Source organism: Lacticaseibacillus kribbianus (assembly GCF_020180945.1).
Lineage (GTDB): Bacteria > Bacillota > Bacilli > Lactobacillales > Lactobacillaceae > Lacticaseibacillus > Lacticaseibacillus kribbianus.
Genome location: NZ_JAIPUL010000001.1, coordinates 1137885 through 1156343 on the forward strand (window position 1 = coordinate 1137885; position 18459 = coordinate 1156343).

14 protein-coding genes are annotated in these 18459 nt (G+C 62.2%); all 14 read right to left on the bottom strand.

Annotation, left to right across the window (positions count from 1 at the left end):
• Positions 1-27 precede the first annotated feature (27 nt).
• Complete coding sequence (infB, locus tag LE416_RS05480) at positions 28-2859, bottom strand: translation initiation factor IF-2 (protein WP_225047468.1); 2832 nt, start codon at positions 2857-2859, stop codon at positions 28-30.
• Positions 2860-2880: 21 nt separating this feature from the next.
• On the bottom strand, positions 2881-3180 hold the full coding sequence (locus LE416_RS05485) for a L7Ae/L30e/S12e/Gadd45 family ribosomal protein (RefSeq protein WP_225047469.1): 300 nt from the start codon (positions 3178-3180) through the stop codon (positions 2881-2883).
• The gene (gene rnpM, locus LE416_RS05490) at positions 3177-3476 is read right to left on the bottom strand and encodes an RNase P modulator RnpM (protein WP_225047470.1); all 300 of its coding nucleotides are present in this window, start codon (positions 3474-3476) and stop codon (positions 3177-3179) included. Before rnpM ends, LE416_RS05485 begins: the two co-directional genes overlap by 4 nt.
• A gap of 9 nt (positions 3477-3485) precedes the next feature.
• Positions 3486-4721, bottom strand: a complete 1236-nt coding sequence (gene nusA, locus LE416_RS05495) for a transcription termination factor NusA (protein WP_225047471.1) — start codon at positions 4719-4721, stop codon at positions 3486-3488.
• Positions 4722-4757: 36 nt separating this feature from the next.
• Complete coding sequence (rimP, locus tag LE416_RS05500) at positions 4758-5231, bottom strand: ribosome maturation factor RimP (RefSeq protein WP_225047472.1); 474 nt, start codon at positions 5229-5231, stop codon at positions 4758-4760.
• 178 nt (positions 5232-5409) lie between these two features.
• Positions 5410-9741: a PolC-type DNA polymerase III gene (locus LE416_RS05505; RefSeq protein WP_225047473.1), complete on the bottom strand. Its 4332-nt coding sequence runs from the start codon at positions 9739-9741 to the stop codon at positions 5410-5412.
• A 191-nt stretch (positions 9742-9932) separates the two neighbouring features.
• Positions 9933-11642 carry a proline--tRNA ligase gene (locus LE416_RS05510; RefSeq protein ID WP_225047474.1) on the bottom strand — a complete coding sequence of 570 codons (1710 nt, stop codon included), beginning with the start codon at positions 11640-11642 and terminating at the stop codon, positions 9933-9935.
• A gap of 406 nt (positions 11643-12048) precedes the next feature.
• Positions 12049-13290: an RIP metalloprotease RseP gene (gene rseP / locus LE416_RS05515; RefSeq protein ID WP_225047475.1), complete on the bottom strand. Its 1242-nt coding sequence runs from the start codon at positions 13288-13290 to the stop codon at positions 12049-12051.
• An 11-nt stretch (positions 13291-13301) separates the two neighbouring features.
• On the bottom strand, positions 13302-14090 hold the full coding sequence (locus LE416_RS05520) for a phosphatidate cytidylyltransferase (RefSeq protein ID WP_225047476.1): 789 nt from the start codon (positions 14088-14090) through the stop codon (positions 13302-13304).
• A 12-nt stretch (positions 14091-14102) separates the two neighbouring features.
• Entirely contained in the window at positions 14103-14858 is a 756-nt protein-coding gene (locus LE416_RS05525) for an isoprenyl transferase (RefSeq protein ID WP_225047477.1), read from the bottom strand.
• A gap of 205 nt (positions 14859-15063) precedes the next feature.
• Positions 15064-15621 carry a ribosome recycling factor gene (frr, locus tag LE416_RS05530; RefSeq protein WP_225047478.1) on the bottom strand — a complete coding sequence of 186 codons (558 nt, stop codon included), beginning with the start codon at positions 15619-15621 and terminating at the stop codon, positions 15064-15066.
• Between the two features lies 1 nt (position 15622).
• Positions 15623-16342 carry a UMP kinase gene (gene pyrH / locus LE416_RS05535; RefSeq protein ID WP_225047479.1) on the bottom strand — a complete coding sequence of 240 codons (720 nt, stop codon included), beginning with the start codon at positions 16340-16342 and terminating at the stop codon, positions 15623-15625.
• A 298-nt stretch (positions 16343-16640) separates the two neighbouring features.
• Positions 16641-17513 carry a translation elongation factor Ts gene (gene tsf / locus LE416_RS05540; RefSeq protein WP_225047480.1) on the bottom strand — a complete coding sequence of 291 codons (873 nt, stop codon included), beginning with the start codon at positions 17511-17513 and terminating at the stop codon, positions 16641-16643.
• Positions 17514-17610: 97 nt separating this feature from the next.
• Positions 17611-18399: a 30S ribosomal protein S2 gene (gene rpsB, locus LE416_RS05545; RefSeq protein WP_225047481.1), complete on the bottom strand. Its 789-nt coding sequence runs from the start codon at positions 18397-18399 to the stop codon at positions 17611-17613.
• Positions 18400-18459: the final 60 nt, after the last annotated feature.

Consider the following 18459-nt stretch of genomic DNA (forward strand, 5'->3'; position numbering starts at 1 on the left):
CGGCGGCGCGGCCGTTGGCTGCACCGCTTACTTGACTGGCACTTCTTCCATCGTGTAGGCCTCGATCTGATCGTCGACCTTGATGTCGTTGTAGTTCTCGATGGTCAGCCCGAGCTCGAAGCCGGTGGTGACCTTCTTCACGTCGTCCTTGAAGCGACGCAGGGAACCGAGCTTGCCCTCGTGGATCACGATGCCATCGCGAATCAGGCGCACGCCCGCATCGCGGGTGATGAAGCCGGTGTCGACGAACGCGCCGGCAACCGTGCCGATTTTCGAGACGTTGATGGTCTCGCGGACGGTCAGGGAGCCGATGATCTTCTCCTCGAAGGTCGGTTCGAGCATCCCCTTCATCGCGGACTCGATCTCCTCGATGGCCTTGTAAATGACCCGGTGGAGGCGAATGTCCACGTCGTCTGCGTCGGCCTGAACCTTGGCCTGCGGCGTCGGACGCACGTTGAAGCCGATGATGATCGCGTTGGACGCGCTGGCCAGCGTGACGTCGGACTCGTTAATCGCCCCGACGGCCTGGTGGATGATGTTGACGCGAACGCCTTCGACCTCAATCTTGTTGAGCGAGCCGGCAAGGGCCTCGACGGAGCCTTGAACGTCACCCTTGATGATGACGTCGACTTCCTTGAGTTGGCCTTCCTTCATCGTCTCGAACAGGTTGTCGAGGGTCACGCGGTGCGTTTCCTGGCGAACCTTGTCGAGGGCGCGCTTGGCGCGTTCCTCACCGGCCGCACGGGCACTCTTTTCGTCGTCGAAGACCACGAACTTGTCGGCGGACTGCGGCACGTCGTTGAGCCCGGTGATTTCCACTGGCATCGCCGGCACGGCCTCCTTGACCCGACGCCCGCGATCGTTGGTCATCACGCGGATGCGCCCGAAGGTGTTGCCGACCACGACCGGGTCGCCGACGTGCAGCGTCCCCTGCTGAACCAGGACAGTAGTGACAGGGCCGCGGCCCTTGTCCAGCTTGGCTTCGATGACGGTCCCGATGGCCTTTTGCTTCGGGTTGGCCTTCAGCTCGAGCACGTCGGCTTCGAGCAGAATCATCTCGAGCAGCTCGTCGATGTTCTTGCCGAACTTCGCGGAGATCTGGACGAAAATGGTGTCGCCACCCCAATCTTCTGGAATCAGGCCGTACTCGGTGAGCTGTTCCATCACGTGGTTCGGGTTCGCACCCGGCTTATCGATCTTGTTGACCGCCACGATGATCGGCGCGTGGGCCGCCTTGGCGTGGTTGATCGCCTCGATGGTCTGAGGCATCACGCCGTCATCGGCCGCCACCACCAGCACGATGATGTCGGTGATGTCGGCACCGCGCGCACGCATGTTGGTGAACGCCGCGTGCCCTGGGGTGTCCAGGAAGGTGATCAGACGATCGTTCAGGCGCACCTGGTAGGCCCCGATGTGCTGGGTGATCCCGCCGGCCTCGCCCTCGGTCACGTGGGTGTGACGCAGCTTATCCAGCAGCGTGGTTTTCCCGTGGTCGACGTGGCCCATGATGGTGACAACTGGTGGGCGTGGTGCCTGATGATCTGTGTTGTCGGCCTCGGCCGCAAACAGGGTGTCGATGTCGGCGATATCTTCGACCACCTTCTCCTCGGCTTCAATGCCGTAGTCGGTGGCGATCAGCTCAATCGCATCCTTGTCCAGGCTCTGGTTTTGGTTCACCATGACGCCGAGCATGAAGAGCTTCTTGATGATTTCCGCTGGTTCGCGGTGCAGAATCTTGCCCAGATCCTGGGCGTTCATTCCGACGGTGTAAATCAGTTTTTCTGGCAATGGCCGCTCCTTACGTTGTGGCATTTCCTTCTTCGGCTGGGCCTGTGCGCGACGCTTGTTCTTCTTGTTGCGCCGCTTGTTGAAGGAGTTGCCGCGATTGTCGTTAGACTGCTGCTGACGTCCCTGGAACTGCGGACGGTTACGCTCTGGCTTGCGCGCCTCGACCGGCTTGGCCGGGGTGCTTGGGGTAACCGCCTTGGCAGGTTCAACCGGGGTTGGCTTCGGCGCCGGTGTCGGCTCGACGTGGGCCGCCTGCTTTTCGGCCTTTTGCTCCTCACGGCGACGACGGGAGTCCTTCAGCTGCTGAATGAACTTCTCGTCGTTGCCGGCCACCGGACGTGGATTGGAGTTGGCCTGCGTGGCGCGCCCTGCGCGTGGGCGTGGGCTTGGGGCACCGCTGGTCGCAAACCGATCGTTGCGATCGTTGCGGCGCTCGCGCTGCTGCCCGTTTTGACCCTGGCCTGCCGGACGCTGACCCTGGTTGTTGTTGCGGCTTTGGCCGCCGTTGCGGGTTTGGCCCTGGGCCTGACCCTGGCCGCCGCGGTTGTTTTGGCTCTGGCCGCCGCGTCCGCCACGGTTTTGACCCTGACTCTGGCCACCCTGACTGCGATTTTGACCCTGACCACCCTGGCCCTGGCCGCCGCCGAAGCGCTGGCCGCGGGCCGGCGCGTTCTTCGGCCGACGGATGGCAGACTTAGAGATCAGCGTCTTGCCGTCCGCCGTCTTTTGAACGGTGTGGTGCGTGCCCGGTGCCGGCTTCTCGGCCGCCGGCCGAGCGGCAGGCTTAGCGGCCTCTGCGGGCTTGGCTGCAGGGGCTGGCTTGGCAGGTTCGGACTTGGCAACCACTGGCTTCGCCGGGGTTGGCTTGGCAGCAGCCGCCGGCTTGGCAACCGGGGCCGGCTTGGCCGCGGCAGCCGGCTTGAGGCCCGCCTTGATGGTGGCCTCCTGGGCCGCATCGATGGTCGCCATGTGCGAGGAGAAGTCGATGCCCTTTGACTTGGCGGCATCGATCACCTGCTTGCTTGTGAGGTTCAATTCCTTGGCAAATTCGTAAACGCGTTTTTTGCCCATTTCTTCACGCTCCCTTGTTTTTTAGGTGAGCAGCTTTAATAGCTTCGTTGCAAAGCCGGCATCGCAGACTGCGATCAGACTCCGCTTAGCGCCGATCGCGTGCGACAGCTGGCTGGTCGTCAGCGTGTCAACAAGTGGAATCTTGTAAAAGCTACTTTTGTCTGTAAATTTCTTGTGAGTGTTGGCGCTGGCATCTTGGGCGACGAAGACGAGCTTGGCGCTGTGGTCGCGGATGGCGCCCAGCACGAAGCTTTCGCCGGTCACGAGCCGGTTGGCCCGTTGCGCCAGACCCAGCAGGTTCATGGCTTGTTCCAGCATCATTTGGTGTCGCCGAACAACTCGCGGCGCGCCTTTTGGTGATCCACATAGGCGAACAGTTCGTCGTAAAACGCGGGATCGACCTTGACCGCAAAGGCCTTGTCGATCACCTGCTTCTTCTTGGCGGCAAGCACCGCGTCCGGGTCTAGGGCGACGTAAGCGCCGCGACCCTGAGCCTTGCCGGTCGGATCGATGGCCACGCTGTTGTCTGCGTTGCGCACGATGCGAACCAGGGACTTCTTAGGAAACATCTCGCCGGAAAGGAGGTCCTTTCTCAGCGGGATCTTACGAGTCTTCATCGTGACCTCCTATTCGGCGTCCGCGACATCCGTGTCGTCGGCCGTCTCTGCCGCGTCGGCTTGGCCCTCGGTGTCTGTCGCGTCGGTCTGAGCTTCGGCATCCAGATCCTGGTCGGCCGGTGCCTCATCGTAATCCGTCGCTGCGGCCAGGTCGGCCTGCTCTGCCACGGCCTCGTCGGCCTCCTCAAGCTCCTCGTCGTCGACGAATTCGACTTCGGATTCCGGCTTGATGTCAATCTTGTAGCCGGTGAGCTTGGCGGCCAGGCGCGCGTTTTGCCCCTTCTTGCCGATGGCCAAAGACAGCTGGTAGTCGGGCACAATCACGGTGCAGGAGCGGTCGTTGTCGGAGTCGTTGAACTGCACGGCGATGACCTGCGCGGGGTTCAGGGCGTTGGCGATGTAATCGACCGGGTCTTCCTCCCACTGCACGACGTCCATGTTCTCGCCGGACAGCTCGTTGACCACGGCCTGCACGCGGGAGCCCTTCGGCCCGACGGTGGTGCCGACGGGATCGACGGATGGGTTGGTCGAGCGCACCGCAATCTTGGTGCGATCGCCGGCCTCGCGGGCGATGCCGGCAATTTCAACGACGCCCTGGAAAATCTCGGGCACTTCCTGCTCGAACAGGCGCTTGACCAGGCCGGGGTTGGTGCGGGAAACGAAGACCTGGGGGCCCTTGCTGGTGTTTTCGACCTTGGAGACGAAGACCTTGATGCGGTCGTGGGCCTCGTAGTGCTCGTTGGGCATCTGGTCCTGCTTGCCGAGAACCGCCTCAATCTTGCCGAGGTTGACGTAGATGAACTTGTTGTCGCGACGCTCAACCTGACCGGTCATGATCTCGTTTTCGTACTGGGAGTACTCGTCGAAGATGATGCTGCGCTCGGCTTCGCGAACCCGCTGCATGATCACCTGCTTGGCGGTCTGCGCGGCGATGCGGCCGAAGTCGCGCGGGGTGACCTCGAAGCGAATCTCGTCGCCGACCTCGTAGGCGCGGTTGATCTCAAGCGCGTCCTTCAAGCTGACCTCAAGGCGTGAGTCGAAGACCTGCTCGGTGACCTCCTTGACGGCGTAGATGTGGATGTCGCCAAGCTTCGGGTCAAAGTTGACCTCGACGTTTTGGGCCTGGTTGTAGTTGCGCTTGTAGGCCGACACCAGGGCCGCCTCAAGGGCCTCGATGACAACCTCTTTCTTGACGCCCTTCTCCTGCTCGAGCGCATCGAGGGCTTCGATCATTTCCTTTGACATGTTGTTCCTTCCTTTACCGCGCGTGCGCGCAATTTCCTAGAATTCGATGGCCAGGCGGGCGCTGGCGATGTTGGCCCGCGTGAACGTCTGCTGGTAGCGGCGAGCCTTGTCCTTGAGCTCAAGGGTCAGCTCGGTGTCGGTCAGCTCAAGCAGCGTGCCCTCGAACACCTTCTTGCCGTTCAGCTTGGCGAACAGCGAGATGTGGATGTAGTCGTTCACCGCGGCCTGGTAGTCCGCCTCGGTCTTAAGCGGCCGCTCGGCGCCGGGACTTGAGACCTCCAGGAAGTAGGCCTGCGGAATCGGGTCGGGCTCCGTCTGGTCGAGCTTTTCGGACAGCTCTTCGGAGACCATGACGCACTCGTTGAGCGTGATGCCGCCCGGCTTGTCGATGTACACGCGCAGGTACCAGCTGCCGCCCTCCTTGACGAACTCAAGGTCGGCGAGCGAAAAGTGGTGCGCCGTAAGGATCGGATCAACGATTGCAGTGACAGTTTCAACAACCGTGCTCAAGCTTTTTCCCCCTTTCACCCGGCCAACTGGTTGCCCGGGACCTCCAATAAAAAGAGTGAGCATTTCTGCTCACTCCCTTCCGAGGATTTATTTCACTACTAATAATTTAGCACAGACCGCACCGAATTGCAACGCGCAATGTCAAGTTATTCGCCCTGACAGGTGTAGCCAGTTGCGGCTAGAACAGGCTGTCGAACAGGGACAGCTGGTTTTCGTCCGGCATCTGGTCGAGCACGTGGTTCTCGGTCATGTAGTCGATCAAGGTCTTGGAGACCTTGCCGCGGTTGGCGAGGTCCTCCTTGGACAGGAACTGCTTCTCCTCGCGGGCGGAGATGATCTGCTTGGCGACGTTATCGCCCAGCCCCGGCACCGCGCGGAACGGCGCGAGCAGCGTGTGGTCGTCCACAATCGTGAAGTCGTGCGCGTCGGAGTGCTCGATGTCGACCATCTTGATGTGGAACCCGCGCTCGAGGCACTCGTTGGCGATCTCGAGGATCGTCAGGAGACTCTTCTCCTTGGCCGAGGCGTCGTTGCCAAGGTCGGTGATCGCCTTCATCGCCGCCTTGACCGCGTCCTTGCCGTGGCTCATCGCGGCGAGGTCGAAGTCCTCGGCGCGCACCGAGAAGTACGCGGCGTAGTACACCAGCGGCAGGTAGACCTTGAACCACGCGATGCGCAGGCCCATCAGGTCGTACGCCGCGGCGTGGGCCTTCGGGAACATGTACTTGATCTTCAGGCACGAGTCGATGTACCAGTCCGGCACGTTCTCGTTGTCGCGCATGGCCTGCTGCCAGTCGTCCGGGATCCCCCGGCCCTTTCTGACGTGCTCCATGATGTTGAAAGCCATGGACTCGTCCATGCCCCAGTGGATCAGGTCCATCATGATGTTGTCACGGCAGCCAATCACTTCCTTGATGGTGACCACGCCCTGCTGAATCAGCTCCTCGGCGTTCCCCAGCCACACGTCGGTGCCGTGGGACAGCCCGGAGATCTGAAGCAGCTCGGAGAACTTGGCCGGGTGCGTCTCCTCGAGCATCCCCCGCACGAAGCGGGTCCCGAATTCCGGCACGCCCAGCGTCCCGGTTTTGGAGTTGATCTGCTCGGGGGTGACCCCGAGGATGTCGGGGCTTGAAAACAGTGACATCACGCCGGGGTCGTCCATCGGAATTGACTTTGGGTCGATGCCCGACAGATCCTGCAGCATGCGGATCATCGTCGGGTCATCGTGCCCCAGCACATCCATCTTCAGGATGTTGTCGTGGATGGAGTGAAAATCGAAGTGGGTGGTCATCCACGCCGCATTCTGGTCGTCGGCCGGGTACTGGATCGGCGAGAAGTCGTAGATGTCCTTGTCCGCCGGCACGATCAGGATGCCCGCCGGGTGCTGCCCGGTCGTGCGCTTGACCCCGGTTGCGCCCTTGGCCAGACGGTCGATCTCGGCGCCGCGCAGCATCTGCCCGGTGTCGCGCTCGTAAGCCTTGACGTAGCCGTACGCCGTTTTGTCCGCCACCGTGCCGATGGTCCCGGCGCGAAAGGCGTGGTCGGCGCCGAACAGCACCTTGATGTAGTTGTGCGCCACCGGCTGGTAGTCACCGGAGAAGTTCAGATCGATATCGGGAACCTTGTCGCCGTGGAAACCCAGGAACGTTTCGAACGGAATGTCCTGGCCGTCCTTGACCATCTCGGTGCCGCAGTCCGGGCAGTCCTTGTCCGGCAGGTCGAAGCCGGAGCCGTACTCCCCCTTGGTGAAGAACTCGCAGTGGCAGCACTTCGGGCAGCGGTAGTGCGGCGGCAGCGGGTTGATCTCGGTGATGCCGGACATCGTGGCGGCGAGGCTTGAGCCGACCGACCCACGGGAGCCGACCAGGTAGCCGTCCTTGTTGGACTTGAGCACCAGCTGCTGGGCGATGTTGTAGATCACCGAGAAGCCGTTGCCGATGATGCTTTTCATCTCCTTGTCCAGGCGCTTTTGCACGATCTCCGGCAGCGGGTCCCCGTACAGGCGGTGCGCGGTGCGCATCACGTCGTTGGTCAGGTTCTCCTCAACGCCGGGGATCTCCGGCGTGTACAGCTTGTCCTTGACCGGCGTGATGTCGCCGTCGATCCAGTCGGCCACCACGTGGGTGTTGTCGACCACGATGCGGTGTGCGACGTCCGGGCCCAGCCAGGAAAAGGCGTCGAGCATCTCCTGGGTGGAGCGGAAGTGGACGTCGGGCAGGCTGTGGCGGTTCAGCGGGTTGGCCCCGCCCTGGCTGTGGATCAGGATCTTGCGGTAGATCGCGTCGGTCGGGTCCAGGTAATGCGCGTCGCCGGTGGCCACCACCGGCAGGTTCAGCTCGTCTCCAATCTGAATGATCTTCTTGAGGATGTCGCGCAGGTGGGTCTCCCCCTGAATCAGCTCGGCCTCGCGCAGCGGCAGGTAGTTGGCCGGCGGCTGCACTTCCAGGTAATCGTAAAAGCGCGCCCGGGCCAGCGCCTCGGCGTAGCCCTTTTGCATCATCGCGGTGAAGACGTCGCCGCTTGAACAGGCGGAGCCGACGACCAGGCCCTCACGCAGCTTCTGCAGCCGACTGCGCGGCACCCGCGGCATGCGGTAGTAAGTCTCGACGTTACTCATCGACACCAGCTTGAACAGGTTCTTCAGCCCGGCCTGGGTCTTGGCCAGGATCACGGCGTGGCTCGGGCGGCTCTGCTGCCAAGCGTCGCCCTCCCCGACCCGGTCGTTGAGCTGGTTCAACATGGTCATGCCGTACTTGGTGGCCGCCTCCTTTTCCAGCGCGTACATCAGGTAGCCGGTCGCCTCAGCGTCGGCGTTGGCGCGGTGGTGGTGCTCAAGGGAGATCTTGTAGGCCTTGGTCAGCGTGTCGAGCTTGTGGTTCTTGCGCTCCGGGTGGAGCATGCGCGACAGCTCCAGCGTGTCGATCACGGGGTTTTGGATCTGATCCTCGTTCAGGCGCTGGTAGCCGGCGTTCAAAAAGCCGACGTCGAACGTCACGTTGTGCCCGCACATGATGGCGCCCTCGCAGAAGTCGCGGAACAGGTGCAACACCTGCTCCTCGGTCTTGGAGCCGCGCACCATGTCGTCGGTGATGTTGGTCAGGTTGATCGTGGTCTCCGACAGTGCGAAGCCCGGGTCAATCATCTGCTCGAATTCGTCGATCACCTTGCCGTCCTGCATCTTCACGGCGGCCAGCTCGATGATCTTGTCGTACACGGCGGACAGCCCGGTGGTTTCGATGTCGAACACCACGTAGGTTTCAGAGGCCAGGTCGCGCGGTGCGTCCGCCTGATAGGCCACCGGCGTGCCGTCGTCGACCAAGTTGACCTCGACGCCGTAGATCATCTTCAGCCCGGCCTTGGCCGCGGCGCTGTGGGCCTCCGGGTAGGCCTGCAGCCCGGCGTGGTCGGTGACCGCGATGGCGGTGTGGCCCCACGACTTAGCGCGGGCGACATAGGCGCTGATCGGCGTCATGCCGTCCATCTGGCTCATGTTGGTGTGCAGGTGCAGCTCCACGCGCTTCTCGCCTTCCGCCGTGTCCTTGGGCGCGTCTTTGTGCACCTCCTGGATGTCTTGGGCGTTGACGGTCAGCTCGCGCGAGTAGGAATCCTCCTGCACGTTGCCGCGGATACGCAGCCACATGCCCTCCTTGATGCGAGCAAAAACGGCCTCGTCCTCGGCGCCGTTGCTGAACTTTTTGACCAGGAAGCTCGACGTGTAGTCGGTGACCTTGAGCATCAGAAGCGACCGCTTGGAGCGCAGCTGGCGCACCTCGACGTCGAACACGTAGCCCTCGATCAGGACGCTGCGCTCCTCCTGGGTGATGGTGACCATCTGCTGCGGCTCGTCGGACGGGCGCAGGCCCCGGCCCAGCTGGACCGGACCGTCGGCCGATTCCGGCGCCGCCTGCTCGCGCGCCTGCACCACGGCGGCCGCGCGCTTGGCCAGCGCCGCGGCCTCCTCCGCCTTTTGGGCCTGGAAGGCCGCAAGCTTCACCTCGGTCTGCGCCGAGTCAACCACCGCGGTCAGGCGCAGGCCGCCGAAGCCGAGGTCGCGGTAGGTCTCCTCGAGCTTGCCCAGCCCCTGCTCGATCATCATCTGCTGCACCGGTTCGTTCTCCGCCGTCACCGTCACCCGGCCGTCTTTGAGCTCCGGGGTCTGTTTGGCGCACTGCTCGCTGACGATGCTCGAGGTGATGCCGGCATGCGCGATCACGAAGGGCCAGTACGCCGCAATCAGGTCTTGGCTCAGCTCGGGTGCCGCCACCACCACCTTGAGCTCAGTTTCGGCAATCGACTTGAACGCCGCGGTCAGGTGCGCCTCAAGCTGGGAGAAAACCGCAAAGGGCAAAATCTCGTTGAAGCCCAGGGTGAAGGCGTAGCGCCTGGATTTCTCGTGGACCACCACGCCGTCGACCCAGGCTGCGGCAAATCCCGGGTAGTTTGCGATGTCCTCCGGCAGCTTGATCTGCTTGAGCAGCTTGCCGAACATTTCTTGTTTCGATAAGGCCAACTGTGCCCACTCCTTTTCGTCTCCGCAGGGCCGCTTGCCCTGCGTCATCACCCAATCGTAACCCAGCCCAGAAGCAGTGGCAACCCCCGTTCCCGAACTCCGGTTCCCACCGCCTGCACCAAAACGGCCGCCGCGCTTTCCCATGCGGGAAGGCGCGGCGGCCACTGATGGCTCGTGTTTCAGGCCGAAAATCAGTCCAGCTGATCCAGCAGAATCTTCAGGGAATTGGTCAGCTCGGTGGCCTTGACCTCGAGCGTCTCGCCCGACTTGCGCAGCTTGAGCTCGACGATGCCGTCCTCGGCCTTCTTGCCAACCGTCACGCGCACCGGAATACCGATCAGGTCCGCGTCCGCGAACTTGACGCCCGGGCGCTCGTTGCGGTCGTCGACCAGCACGCTGTAGCCGGCCTGCTCGAGGTCTGCCTCGATGCTGGCCGTCAGCGCCTGTTGGTCCGCCTTTTTCAGGTTGACCGGCACCACGTGGATGTCGAACGGCGCGATCGACTTCGGCCAGACCAGGCCGGAGTCGTCAAGCGTCTGCTCGGCGATCGCCGACAGCAGGCGGGAGACGCCGATGCCGTAGGAGCCCATGATGATCGGCTTGGCGCGGCCGTTCTCGTCCAGGAACGTGGCCCCCATGGTCTCGGTGTAGCGCGTGCCGAGCTTGAAAATGTGCCCGATTTCGATGCCGCGGGTGAACTTCAGCACCCCTTCGCCGTCCGGGGACAGCTCGCCTTCCGTGACGAAGCGCACGTCGGCGAACTGCTCCGGTGTGAAGTCGCGGTCCAGGTTGACGTTCAGGTAGTGCTTGCCGGCCGCGTTGGCGCCGGCCACCAGGTTTACCAGCCCGTTCAGGCTGTCGTCGGCGATGATGCGGACATCCTCCGGCGCGTTAACCGGGCCGATGTTGCCGATCTCGGTGTGCATCACGGCGAGCACCTGCTCCGGCGTTGCCAGGTCGAGGAAGTCGGCGCCCAGCAGATTCTTGAGCTTGACGTCGTTGACCTCGTAGTCGCCGCGAACCAGCACCAGCACCGGCTTTTCATCGGCGATGAACAGCACCGCCTTGATGATCTGGCTGGCCGGCACCTCAAGCTTCGCCGCGACTTCCTCGATGCTCTTGGCGTCGCCGGTGTCGACCGTTTCGAGGGCCTTGGCCTCCTCGTGGCTGCGCGTCGGGCGCGTCAGGCTCTTGGCCATCTCGAGGTTGGCCGCGTAGTCGGAGGTGTCGGAGTAGACGATGGTGTCCTCACCGATCGGCGCGATTGCGGAGAACTCCTTGGAGTCCTTGCCGCCCATCGCGCCGCCGTCGCCGATGATGGCGCGGAACTTCAGGCCAAGCCGGTTGAAAATGTTGGTGTAGGCCTTTTCCATCTGCTTGTAGATGACGTCCAGGTCCTCCTCGTTGGCCGTGAAGGAGTAGTCGTCGAGCATGATGAACTCGCGGCCGCGAAGCAGCCCGTAGCGCGGGCGATCCTCGTCGCGGAACTTGGTCTGGATCTGGTAGAGCACCAGCGGCATCTTCTTGTAGGAGTTCAGCTGGTTTTTGACCAGGTCGGTGAAGGTCTCCTCGTGCGTCGGCCCCAGGATGAAGTCGCGCGCGTGGCGGTCCTTGAACTTGAACAGATTCGGGCCGTACGTCTCGTAGCGCCCGGACTGCTGCCAAAGCTCGGCCGGCAGGATTGCCGGCATCTGCATCTTCACCGCGTCGATCTTGGTCATCTCGTCGTCGATGATTGCCTCGATATTAGTGAGCACGCGATAGGCCAGCGGCAGGTAGGCGTAAACGCCGGCCGACACCTGGCGAATGAAGCCGGAGCGCAACATCATCTGGTGCGACTTGGCCTCGGCGGAGCTAGGCACTTCTTTAACGGTAGGAATGAATAATCGAGATTGCTTCAAAACATGGCCTCCAAAGTATGAGAGAGTGACCCGAGGCGGGCTTAGCCGGGCGGCTAGCGTAGACCTGGCGCTTGAAGCGCACTTGGCTTCAAGTGGCGGGTCTAGCAAGACGTCCCGGCGTTGCCTCGGGGAACTCGTTTGAGAGAGTGCAAAAGCGCGGGCTTAGCCGAGTCGCCAGCGTACGGCCGGAACTTGAAGCGCACTTGGCTTCAAGTCCCGGGCCTAGCTGGGCATCCGGCGTTGCGCTTTGGAACTCGTTTGAGAGAGTGACCCGAGGCGGGCTTAGCCGGGCGGCTAGCGTAGACCTGGTGCTTGAAGCGCACTTGGCTTCAAGTGGCGGGTCTAGCTGGACGTCCCGGAGTTGCCTCGGGGAACTCGTTTGTGCGCGTGCACTGACAGCACGCCGTCAGAACGCCCGCAGGATATCGTTGATGGTGACGGCGACCAGCAGCGCGAGCATCAGCCCCGCGCCGATCATCGTGACCAGCCCCTCGCGCTCCTGCGACAGCGGCTTGCGCCGAATCATTTCGATCAGATTCAGCAGGATCTTGCCGCCGTCCAGGACGGGAATCGGGATCAGGTTCATGATGCCCAGGTTGATGCTCAGCATGCCCAGGAACAGGACCAGGGTGCTGAACCCGCCGGCCGCGGCCTGGCTGGTCATCGTGTAGATGCCAACCGGCCCGGCGAGCTTGTTCAAAGAGAACTGGCCGGTGACCAGCTGCTTGAGCACATGGGCGATCGAGGTCGCGATGTACCAGGACTGGGTGAAGCCGTACTTAACGGCCGTGCCGACGCTGCGGTCGACCGCCGGCGTCACACCGATCAGGCCCTTCTTGGTCGGGGTAATGGTCAGCGTCTTTGGGCCGCCGTTTTGCGTCACCTTCACAGTCATCGGCTCGCCCTTGTGCTTGGCGACAATCGGGCTGAGGTCCGTGAACTTGTGAATCGCCTGCCCCGCCACCGACTGAATCTTGGCGTCGGCGGCAAGTCCCGCCTTGGCCGCGGGCGATCCGGCCTGAACGCCACCGATCTGGTTGGTGTTCAGGTTCGCCACGCCGCTGGCCATCGCAAAGCCGATGAACACGAGGATGGCGAGGATGAAGTTGTTCATCGGGCCGGCGAAGTTGACCAAAAGCCGCTTCCACACCGGCGCGTTTTGGAACTGCACGTCGTCCGGCGCGATGACGACCTCGGTGTCGTCCTCCTCGATGATGGTCGCGTCGTGGTCGACGTGCCAGGTCAAAAGCTGCGACTCGTCACCGTTGGCGTAGCCCTGGACGATCAGGTCGTGCACCAGGTCAACCTTGGCGACCTGCACGGGAATGCCGCCCTGCAGCGTCGTTTTGCTCGACAGGTTCAGGCGCGTCACCACGTTGTCGCCGTTGGTCTCGATGGCAAGCATCGTGCCCGGCTTGATGGCGTCGTCCTCGTCCTGCCAGCCCGCCATGCGCACGTAGCCGCCCAAGGGCAGCAGGCGCAGCGTGTAGGTGGTGTGGTTCTTGTGCCACGCGACCAGCTTGGGCCCCATGCCGATTGAGAACTCGCGCACCAGGATGCCGGCCCACTTGGCGAAAATGAAGTGGCCGAATTCGTGCACCAGCACGAGGATGACGAAGACAATGAGAAAGGCAATGATCGTGGTCATTCAGTCACCTCCTAGACAATGCCGAACAGGTGCAGCATCGGCAGCACGATCAGCAGGCTGTCGAAGCGATCCAGAATCCCGCCGTGGCCCGGCAGGATTTTGCCCGAGTCCTTCACGCCGTAGTAGCGCTTGAGCGCCGATTCGATCAGGTCACCGAGGCTGCCGATCACGCTGAGGAACAGCGCGATGCCCATCATCGGCCAAAACGCGTAGACCTGCGGGAAAAACTGCAGGTAGATCGCCGCAAAAATCAGTGCGACGACGTTCCCGCCGACGGAGCCCTCCCAGGTCTTGTTCGGGCTGATGGCTGGCCACAGCTTGTGCTTGCCGAACGCCCGCCCGACGAAGTAGGCGCCGGAGTCGGTCAACCAGACGATGATCATCGCGAACAGCAGCGTGTCCAGCCCCGCGTCGTTGCGCACCGCCACCAGGTTGTGGAAGCCGGTGCCGATGTAAAACAGCGACAGGGTTGCGATGCCCGCGTCGTCGTAGGTGGTCTTGTTCTTGCTGGCAACCGTGTGCAAAAGCAGCAGCACGACGATCACGTAGATCAGATCAAGCCGCGTGATGAACTGCGGCAGCCACGCGAACATGTGGTCCGGAAGCGTCACCAGCAGCACCCCGATGCTCGCCAGCAGGAAGTCGAGCGACATGATGATGCGTTTTCTCATGATGAAGATCTCGGACATGCCAATCACGGCGAGCACCGCGGCGGCAAGCTCCAGCGACCAGCCACCCCAGTACAGAATCGGAATGAAGATGGCCAGGGCCACCACCGCTGTGATGATGCGTTGTTTCATATCAATTGCCTCCTAACTGTTCGCGTCGATGCCGCCGAAGCGCCGGTCGCGGGCCTGGTAATCGGCGACCGCACGGGTCAAAACCGAAGGCGTGAAGTCCGGCCAGTACTCGGGCGCAAAAACCAGCTCGCTGTAGGCCATCTGCCACAACAGGAAGTTGGACAGCCGCTCCTCGCCGCTGGTGCGAATCAACAGGTCCGGATCCGCAAGCGCCCCGAGCCGGTTGGTCATCAGGTGCGCGGCCACCGTGTCACCGTCGATGGCAGTCGGGTCCAACGTGCCCGCCGCCGCCTCGGTGGCAATCGCCCGCGTCGCCTCGATCAGCTCGTCGCGCCCGCCGTAGTTGAGCGCAAAGTTCAGAATCATGCCCGTGTTCTGGGCGGTGTCCGCCTCGGCGGCAGCCGCCGCCTGCCGGGTTTTGGCCGGTAGCGCAGCGAGCTCGCCCATCACCTGGACGCGCACGTTCTCCGCGATCAGCTCGGGCATGAACACGTTGAAGAAGTCGACCGGCAGGCTCATCAGGTAGTTGACCTCGGCGTCCGGGCGCTTCCAGTTCTCCGTGGAAAAGGCGTACAGCGTCAGCACCTTGATGCCCATGCGGCTGGCCGCCTTGGTGATCACCTTGACATTCTCCATGCCCGCCTTGTGCCCGGCGATGCGCGGCAGGAAGCGCTTCTTGGCCCAGCGCCCGTTACCATCCATGATGATGGCCACGTGGGCCGGGATCCGCGCCGGGTCCAGCGCGGGAGTTGATTTATCCGCGAACAAAAGATGCCTCCTCTTCGCACACACGGTGCGCAGTCATTCTGGACAATTGTATCAGACCACACCCCGGGCAACAACTGCAGCGGCGCGTCGCAGGGCGACTTTGCGGCCTGCAGGCGCCTAAGTTTTCCTAAAACGTGCCCCTCTGTGGCCGGGGACACGACGAAAGGGCCGGCGCCAAGCGCCGGCCCTTGTGATTGCGGTGGGCCTAGCCCTCCTTAATCTCCTGTTCCTTCTCCGCGGCCAGCGCGTCGATGCGCTTGGTCGCCTCGTCCGTCACCTTCTGCACGTCCTTTTCGGCGCGGTGCAGGTCGTCTTCGGACAGCTCGGACGCCTTCTCCAGCTTCTTAGCCTTGTCCAGGGCGTCGCGGCGAATGTTACGGATCGCCACCTTGGCCTCTTCGGCGTACTTGCCGACCTCCTTGGCGATCTCGATGCGGCGCTCACCAGTGAGCTGCGGAATCACCAGGCGAATCGCGGTGCCGTCGTTGGCCGGGTTGATGCCCAGGTCGGACGCGTTCAGTGCCGAGTCGATCGCCTTGAGCGCCGACTTGTCGTACGGGCTCACCATCAGCACCCGCGCCTCCGGAATCGTGATGGCGGCCACCTGGTTCAGCGGCGTCATCACGCCGTAGTACTCGACTTCGATGCGGTTCAGCAGGCTGGCATTCGCCCGGCCGGCCCGGATGTTCCCGAGCTGGCGTGAAAAAGCAGCCTCCGTCTTTGCCATCTGCGCCTTTGCGTTATCAATAAGTTCATTGGCCATCTTATTCTCTCCCTTTGATGGTCGTCCCGATGTTTTCGCCTTCGACGACCCGCTTGATGTTGTCTGGTTCGTTCAAGTTGAACACGACTAACGGAATATCGTTGTCCATGGACAGGGTGCTGGCGGTGGAATCCATCACGTGCAGGTTCTTGTTAATGATGTCCAAGTGACTGAGCTCCTCGAACTTGACGGCCGAGCTGTCCTTGTTCGGGTCGGCGGAGTAGACGCCGTCCACCCCATTTTTGGCCATCAGGATCACATCGGCGCCGATTTCGGCCGCGCGCAGGGCGCTGGTCGTGTCGGTGCTGAAGTATGGGTTCCCGGTACCGCCGGCAAAAATCACGACGCGGCCCTTCTCGAGGTGGCGCACCGCCTTGCGCCGAATGTACGGCTCGGCAATCTGGCGCATCTCGATTGAGGTCTGAACGCGCGTCGGCACGCCGAGGCTCTCCAAGTTATCCTGAAGCGCCAGGCCGTTCATGACCGTCGCCAGCATCCCCATGTAGTCGGCCTGTGCGCGCTCCATGCCCATCTCCGCGCCGGTTTCCCCGCGCCAGATGTTGCCACCGCCGCAGACGACGGCAATCTGAACGCCAAGATCGTGGACGGTCTTGATCTGCTCGGCAATCTTTCGGATCACCGGCGGCTTGATGCCAAAGCCGTCCTTGCCGGCCAGGGCCTCGCCGCTCACCTTCAGTACGATTCGCTTGTATTTCACCATGTTCACGTTTCCTTCCGTTAGTTGCTGATAATAGTTTATCACAAACCGGGCGCCGGCACGAGGCGCAATGTCTTTGCGAATCGGCCGCGCGGCGAGTGGCCCGTTATGCCGTCCGGCCCGCCGAGCGGCAAAAATGTCGGAATTAGTCCGTTTATGAGTGCGCGCCAAAACGCTCGGGCAGCCGCCGAATGCACCACGGGTAGCGTCGGGCTGCGTCGGGCTACGAACCGCAACGCGGGAGCAGTTCTTCGCCCTGGGCAACAAAAAAGCGTGCCCGCGAGCACGCTTTAGTGTGGTGTTACTTGATCTGACCCATCACTTCATCAACGAAGTTATCGGCCTTCTTCTCGATGCCTTCGCCGACTTCGAAGCGAACGAAGCCCTTTACGGAGCCGTTCTTGCTCTTGGCGTACTCGGCAACGGTCTTGTCAGAGTCCTTGACGAATTCCTGGTCAACCAAGGAGATCTCGGACAGCCACTTGTTCACGCGGCCCTCGACGATGCGCGGCACGATCTTCTCCGGCTTGCCTTCTGCCTTGGTCTCCTCGGTGAAGACGGCGGTTTCGTGCGCGAGCTCTGCGGCCGGAACCTCAGTGCGGTCGAGGTACTTCGGGTGGATAGCGGCGACGTGCATCGCGATGTCGCGCGCGGTTTCCTCGTCGGCGCCTTCAACGGTGACCAAAGCGGCGATCTGGCCGCCGTTGTGCAGGTACGCGCCGAAGTTCTCGCTGTCGGTCTTTTCAACCAGCTGGAAGCGACGGAAGCTGATCTTCTCGCCGATAACGGCGGTCAGCGCCTTGGCCGCGGCCTCAACGGTCTGGCCGTCGATGTCGAGGGCAAGCGCTGCTTCAAGGTCGGCCGGCTTGTTGGCGACCACGGCGTCACCGATCTGCTTGACGAAGTCCTTGAACTTGTCGTTGGCCGCAACATAGTCGGTTTCGGAGTTGACTTCGATCACCGCGGCGGTGTTGCCGGCAACGGCGATGGCGGCAAGCCCTTCGGCGGCAACGTTGCCGGCCTTCTTGGCGGCCTTGGCCAGACCCTTTTCGCGCAGGACGTCGATGGCCTTGTCCATGTCACCGTCGGCGGCAACCAGGGCCTTCTTCGCGTCCATCATGCCGACCTGGGTGCGATCGCGTAATTCCTTCACTTGTGCAGCAGTAATTGCCATGTTAGTAGTTCCTCCTAGTGTGGGCTGGTTTTCATAAAAAGCCGCCGACAGTCTTGCAAAAGATATGCGAAACGATCGGCGGCCTTGTTATAGCGTATTATTCGGCATCCTGGTTGTCGCCTTCAACGGCTTCAACGATGTCTTCAATGGAGTCGACCTTGGCGTCGCCTGCGGTCTGTTCAACCGGTGCGTCTTCCTGGTCTTCACCCTGGTTGCCTTCAACGATCGCGTCGGCCATCTTGGCCGTGATCAGGCGAACGGCGCGAATCGCGTCATCGTTAGACGGGATGATTACGTCGATGTCGTCTGGGTCGGTGTTCGTGTCGACCATCGCAACGATCGGGATGTTCAGCTTTTGTGCTTCCTGAACGGCGATCTTTTCCTTGCGCGGATCAACGATGAACAGCACGTCCGGGATGCGAGGCATGTCTTCGATCCCGCCGAGGAACTTGGTCAGCTTCTCCTGCTGCTTCTTGAGCAGGGAAACTTCCTTCTTCGGCAGCTTGTCGAAGGTGCCATCTTCGGCCATCTTCTTGATGTCCTTGAGGCGCTTGATGCGGGTCTGGATGGTGTTCCAGTTGGTCAGCGTGCCGCCGAGCCAACGGTGGTTGACGTAGAACTGGCCGGCGCGGGTCGCTTCTTCAGCGATGGCGTCTTGGGCCTGCTTCTTGGTGCCGACGAACAGGAACACGCCGCCGTCTTGGGCTTCGTCCTTGACGAAGTTGTAGGCGTCGTCCACCATCTTAACGGTCTTTTGCAGATCGATGATGTAGATGCCGTTGCGTTCCGTGAAGATGAATGGCTTCATCTTCGGGTTCCAGCGACGGGTCTGGTGACCGAAGTGGACACCGGCTTCAAGCAGTTGCTTCATGCTTAATACAGACATGTGTAGTCCTCCAATATGGTTTTGTCCTCTTCCAGCGCTCACCTCGCCGGCGAACTGCTG